Source organism: Achromobacter sp. 1014246743 (assembly GCF_059760725.1).
Window position 1 is genome coordinate 1 of sequence record NZ_JCBANA010000129.1, and the last position, 6,112, is coordinate 6,112.

Sequence of the window (6,112 nt, forward strand, 5' to 3'; positions counted from 1 at the left end):
AAGCAGCGCGTCATGCATCACTTGACCAAGCGCGCCCAGGCGATGGGCTATAGCCTCACGCCACTTCCAGAGACTCCGTGAAAAAACCCCAAACAAATCAGCAGCTTGACGGGAGTTTCTTGAGAGGAGGGACCGAAGGTCCGGACGAAGATGACGAAGGGGGGGGGCCGCCTAGGCAAGTCCGGAGCGAAGGCTCCGGACCGCAATCGTGGGCGCCCACTCCGCAAGCCACCCCCGCGCCGGGCGACCTACGAAGCGACAACCGCACGATCCAAATAACTTAAACCCGAGCCGGCAACACAGTCCCGGAAGCTTCACCAAAGCCAATCCGAGGATACCCAGCCTTCACACACTCAGCCCGCATGATCACCTGATCCCCATCTTGCAGGAACGTCCGCTTCTCCCCCCAAGGCAGATCGAATGCCGTCTTCCCGCCATTGCTCAGTTCCAGCAGCGAACCTGCTTCCGCCGCTTGCGGACCCGATAGCGTCCCCGTACCCAGCATGTCGCCCGGTTGCAGGTTGCAGCCGTTGACCGTGTGGTGCGTGATCAGTTGGGCGATGTTCCAGTAGGCGTCGCGGAAATTGCTGCGCGAGAGTTTGGCCGGGGGCAGTTTTTCGGCGCGCGACTTGTCCGTCGTCAGCAGCACTTCCATCTGCACATCGTAGGCGCCCTTCGCGCGGTTCGCGTCCGAGGCCAGGTAGGGCATCGGCTGGGGTTCCGACGGGCCGCGGTTCCATTGCGTGCGGAACGGTTCCAGCGCTTCCATCGTCACGATCCACGGCGAGATCGTCGAGGCGAAATTCTTCGACAGGAACGGGCCCAGCGGCTGGTATTCCCAGGCCTGGATATCGCGTGCCGACCAGTCGTTCAGGATGCACAGGCCGAACACGTGCGCGTCCGCGTCCGCCAGCGTGATGCGTTCGCCCTGCGCGTTGCCCGTGCCCACGAAAATGCCCAGTTCCAGCTCATAGTCCAGGCGCGCGCACGGGCCGAACTGCGGGTTTTCGCCTTCGTTTGCCGGACGCGTCTGGCCCACCGGGCGCGGGAACTTCTGGTCCACCCCGATGCTCGAGGCGCGGCCGTGGTAGCCGATCGGCACCCACTTGTAGTTCGGCAGCAGCGGATTGTCCGGGCGGAACTGCTTGCCCACCGACGTCGCGTGGTGCACCGAAATATAGAAGTCCGTGTAGTCGCCGATGCGGGCCGGCGTCGTGTATTCCGCCTCCGCCTGCGCCACCAGCAGCGGCTCCACATCGGCCCGCAGCGCCGCGCCTTCGCGTAGCGCGCGCGACAGCGCCAGGCGCAGGGCGCTCCAGTGGGCATGGCCCAGCGCCATCAGTGCATTCAGGCTGTCGCCCTGGCAGGCGGCCAGCGCCTCGGCGGCGGCGCCTTCGAACGGTTGTTTGGCGGCCAGGGCGGCCAGGTCCACGATCTGGTCGCCAATCGCCACGCCAGGGCGGTAGGCCTCTTGCGAGCCCTTGCGGCGGAACGCGGCGTACGGCAGATTCTGCACCGGGAAATCGGACGTGCCCGTATTCGCGCTGGCCACCCAGCTCTTGAGGGACGGGTCGTGGGTTTCGTTGATCGTCGTGGTCATGGTGTGCGTGTCTCGTTCAGTGTGTTTGTAAGGGGCCGGCAGGCGCTGGAAAAATCCAAAGCCAAACGGCGATGCGCTTGCGCGCATCGCCGTGGGCGGGCGTGGAATCGGTCTGTCCGGTCACGCCTTGCCGGGATCGAAGTGCTTCTTGATGTCCTGCCAGCACCGGTAATAGTCGCCCTGCAATTCTACCGACGCCAATGCCTGCGCGGTCGGGCGGATCACGCGGCGCGTCTCGAACATGAACGCCATCGTGTCGCGGATGTAGTGCGCCGTGCTGGTGTCGGCGCGCGACGCCTTTTCAAACGTCTCGGCATCCGGGCCGTGGCCGCTCATGCAATTGTGCAGGCTGGCGCCACCCGGGGCGAACCCTTCGGCCTTTGCGTCGTACACGCCCTGGATCAGGCCCATGAATTCGCTGGCCACGTTGCGATGGAACCAGGGCGGACGGAACGTGTTTTCCATCGCCAGGATGCGCGGCGGGAAGATCGCGAAGTCCATGTTTGCCGTGCCCGGGGTGTCGGACGGCGCCGTCAGCACCGTGAAGATCGACGGGTCCGGATGGTCGAAGCTGATCGAGCCGATCGTGTTGAAGTGGCGCAGGTCGTACTTGTACGGTGCGTGCGTGCCGTGCCAGGCCACCACGTCCAGCGGCGAATGGCCGATGGGGGCGCGCCAGAAGCCGCCCGTGAACTTGGCGATCAGTTCGAAATCGCCTTCCACGTCTTCGTACCAGGCCACCGGCGTCTTGAAATCGCGCGCATTGGCCAGGCAGTTCGAGCCGATCGGGCCCAGTTCCGGCAGGCGCAGCGCGGCGCCGAAGTTCTCCACCATGTAGCCGCGCGCCGTGTCGTCCAGCAGTTGCACGGCAAAGCGCACGCCGCGCGGGATCACGGCGATTTCCAGCGGTTCCAGATCGATCAGGCCCAGCTCGGTGGCCAGGCGCAGGCGGCCTTGCTGCGGCACCAGCAGCAGCTCGCCGTCGGCGTTGTAGAAGTAGCGGCCCTTCATGCTGCGATTGGCGGCGTACAGATGGATGCCGACGCCGCCCTGCTCGTCGGGGCCGCCATTGCCACCCCAGGTCTTCACGCCTTCCAGGAAATCGGTGGGGGCGGTGGGGATGGGGAGCGGGCTCCAGCGCAGCTGGTTGGGTGTGACCGGGCCTTCGCCGAACGTGCTTTGCCACCCTGCGGTGCCGCCGAACGGTTCAAACGGTTTGTGCTGGGCGCCCGGGCGGATGCGATACAGCCACGAGCGGCGGTTCTCGCTGCGCGGCGCCGTGAACGCGGTGCCGGACAACTGCTCGGCATACAGGCCGTAGGGGCATTGCTGCGGCGAATTGCGGCCCAGCGGCAGCGCGCCGGGCAGGGCCTCGGTGGCACAGTCGTTGCCGAAGCCGGTCTGGTATTGCAGTTCCATGGAATCCTCCTGGGTGGCGCGCGGTGCGTGGCCGCGCGGTCTTGGTTCTGGGGCCTCTGGCAGCGCTTGTCCTGGGCCGATGCGCCATTGTCGGAAAAAAGCCCCACTATGGCTACGGGAATGCAAAAATAGCGACTATAAATTTTGTGAATAGTAGGGGGGCGCATGGCCGAGCTGCGCGACGTCGACCTGAATCTGTTGATCCTGTTCCAGCACCTGCTGGAAGACCGCAACCTGTCCGCCGTGGCGCGGCGGCTGGACTTGTCGCAACCTGCCGTCAGCAATGCCCTGCGGCGGCTGCGCCTGGCCTTTGGCGACGAACTGTTCGTGCGCACCGCCCAGGGCATGCTGCCCACCCCGCGGGCGCAGCGCCTGGCCGGGCCGGTCAGCGAGGCGCTGGCGATGCTGACGCAGGCGCTGCAGGACCAGGATGCCTTTGACGCAGCCACCAGCACGCGGCGTTTCCGCGTGGCCATGACCGACGTGGGCGAGATTCACTTCATGCCGCGCCTGATGGAAGTGTGCGTGCAGGTGGCGCCGCAGGTGCGGATTGATTCGGTGCGGGTGCAGGGGCCCGACCTGCCGCGCGAAATGGAGGCGGGGCGCGTCGACCTGGCCATCGGCGCATTCGACGAGATGGGCGCGGGCACGTTGCAGCGCATGCTGTTCCGGCAGGGCTACGCCACCCTGTTTCGCCAGGCGCATCCCACCGCCCATGCCGGCATGGGGCTGAAGGCGTTTCGCGCCGAACGCCACCTGATCGTGTCGCGCGCCGCGCCCTATGGGCAAGTGAACCAGTCCATGGAGCGGGCCGGCCTGGTGCTGGCCGAGCATTTCAGTGTGCCGCATTTCTCGGCCGTGCCGTACATCGTCAGCGCCACCGACCTGCTGGCCACCGTGCCTGAAAAGCTGGCCGCCAGCGCGGCGCCGCCCTTTGGCCTGCGCATCATGACGCCGCCGGTGAAGGTGCCGGCGCTGCAGACCAATATGTACTGGCAGCGCCGCTACGACCGCGATGGCGGCAACCAATGGCTGCGCGCCTTGATCGTCAATGCGTTTGCGGTGGGTTCGCCTGCGGCGTGACCGAGGCGCGCGCATGGGCCAGGGCCTCGCGCAGCACGGCCATGTCGCCCAGGTGATTGGCCAGCAGCAGGATCAGCGCGGCATTCATTTCCTGGCTCTGCTCGTTGCTCAGGTCGCGGTGCGCGTCGATCAGCGCTTCGTAGAAGTCGTCCGGCGCGGCCAGGTTGTTCTCGGTGATCAGCATGGGGAGTCCTTCGGATTCAGGCGCGGCCGGTGGCGCGATGGATGGCCGAGGCCACGGCGTCGGGCTGGAACGCGCGCCAGCGCGCAGTGATGTGCTGGTCGGGGCGGATCAGGTAGGCGGTGCCTGGGCGGGCGTCGTAGCGCTGGGCCAGCAGGCCTTCGCTGTCGACCACGTAGGCCAGGTCGGCGGGCCAGGCCGACGTATCGCATTGGGCGTTCGCCACCAGCACCGGCGTGACCGGCACGGCCGCCAGGCGCAGCGCCTGCAAGGCCTGCAGTGTGTCGGGCGAGGGCGACTGGTCGCCGCAGAACAGCGCCAGCGTGAAGCTGCCGTTCAGCCGCGCCAGCCACCAGTCGACGCCGCCGGGGCCGCTGACGGGAGCGTCCAGCGCCACGGCGCCGGGACGCATGCGGCCGGCAAAGGCGTCGGTGTCGGGTGTGTTCAGCGGCGAATCGGTGTAGGTGGCCGGCAAGGACAGCCGGCCGCTGTTCACCAGTGAACGCGCGAACGAATGGTTGCGCGCCAGGTTCAGCACGGCATTGCGGAAGCTGCGGCTGATGTCGCTCTTGGGGGTGATGAAATCGGTGGCGCGCGATGAGTTCAGGATGTTCTCGTCGGCGGCGTGCTCGCGTTCGGTGGCGTAGCTGTCCACCAGCGATTCGGGCGCCTGGCCGGCCAGCACCAGTTTCAGCTTCCAGGCCAGGTTCTCGGCATCCTGCACGCCGCTGTTGGCGCCGCGCGCGCCAAACGGCGAGACGCGGTGGGCCGAGTCGCCCGCGAACAGCACGCGGCCATGGCGGAACGTGTCCATGCGTTCACAGGCAAAGGTGTAGACGCTGACCCATTCCAGTTCGAACTGCGCGTCCGGCCCGAGCAGGGCGCGGATGCGCGGCAGCACGTTCTCGGGCTTGACGGCTTCGACGGGGTCGGCGTTCCAGCCCAGCTGGAAGTCGATGCGCCAGACGTTGTCGGGCTGCATGTGCAGCAGCACCGATTGGTTGGGGTGAAAGGGCGGGTCGAACCAGAACCAGCGCTCGGCGGGAAAGTCCGCCTTCATCTTGACGTCGGCGATCAGGAAGCGGTCGCGGAAGATGCGGCCATGGCTTTCCTGGCCGATCAGCTTGCGCACCGGCGAGCGCGCTCCGTCGCACGCCACCAGCCAGTCGGCCTGCAAGGTATAGGGGCCTTCGGGCGTGTCGATCGACAGCGTCACGCCGGCGTCCGTGTGTTCCACGCCGACGACCTTGTTCTTCCAGCGCAGATCGATATTGGGCTGTTGGCGTGCCTGTTCGTACAGGTAGCCTTCGGCGTAGTACTGCTGCAGGTTGATGAAGGCGGGACGGCGGTGGCCGGGTTCGGGCAGGAGGTCGAAGCGCCAGACCTCCTGGTCGCGGAAGAACACCTTGCCGACGTTCCACGAGACGCCCTTGTCGGCCATGCGCTGGCCGACGCCCAGGCGGTCCCAGATTTCGAGCGTGCGCTTGGAAAAGCAGATGGCGCGTGAGCCGGTGGACAGGCGGTAGTCGTCGTCCAGCACCACCACGCGCACGCCCTGGCTGGCCAGGTCCAGCGCCGTGGTCAGGCCGACCGGCCCGGCGCCCACCACCACCACCGGGTGGCGCGCGCGTGCCGCGGCCGCCTGGTCGGCGTGTTTCTCATAGGCGAACTCCATCGCCTGAAAGTCGATGTCTCCCACGGTTGTCTCCTGTGTGGGTCATTTTGTTTTTATGCTCGGCTGCGCCTCGCTGCCCGCGCCGAGGGGGGGCGGAGGGCGGGCGCAGCCGGTTCCTGCTTGGCGTGTCGGGGGCGGGGGCGGCCAGTCATGC

General features: G+C 67.0%; 5 protein-coding genes. 1 reads left to right on the plus strand and 4 read right to left on the minus strand.

Features of this window, described 5'->3' with window-relative positions; all coding sequences use genetic code 11:
• Positions 1-280: 280 nt before the first annotated feature.
• The gene (gene fahA / locus AC6LJ2_RS29775) at positions 281-1,600 is read right to left on the minus strand and encodes a fumarylacetoacetase (protein ID WP_445657522.1); all 1,320 of its coding nucleotides are present in this window, start codon (positions 1,598-1,600) and stop codon (positions 281-283) included.
• A 120-nt stretch (positions 1,601-1,720) separates the two neighbouring features.
• Entirely contained in the window at positions 1,721-3,019 is a 1,299-nt protein-coding gene (hmgA, locus tag AC6LJ2_RS29780; RefSeq protein WP_498152740.1) for a homogentisate 1,2-dioxygenase, read from the minus strand.
• A 165-nt stretch (positions 3,020-3,184) separates the two neighbouring features.
• On the opposite strand from hmgA, the gene AC6LJ2_RS29785 reads away from it, so the two are divergent.
• Positions 3,185-4,102, plus strand: a complete 918-nt coding sequence (locus AC6LJ2_RS29785) for a LysR substrate-binding domain-containing protein (RefSeq protein WP_263909664.1) — start codon at positions 3,185-3,187, stop codon at positions 4,100-4,102.
• On the opposite strand, the gene AC6LJ2_RS29790 is transcribed toward AC6LJ2_RS29785, so the two are convergent.
• A complete protein-coding gene (locus tag AC6LJ2_RS29790) occupies positions 4,068-4,286 on the minus strand; it encodes a DUF2783 domain-containing protein (protein ID WP_263909666.1) in 219 nt (72 codons plus the stop codon). The genes AC6LJ2_RS29785 and AC6LJ2_RS29790 overlap by 35 nt on opposite strands.
• A 16-nt stretch (positions 4,287-4,302) precedes the next feature.
• The gene (locus AC6LJ2_RS29795; RefSeq protein ID WP_498152741.1) at positions 4,303-5,982 is read right to left on the minus strand and encodes an FAD-dependent oxidoreductase; all 1,680 of its coding nucleotides are present in this window, start codon (positions 5,980-5,982) and stop codon (positions 4,303-4,305) included.
• Positions 5,983-6,112: the final 130 nt, after the last annotated feature.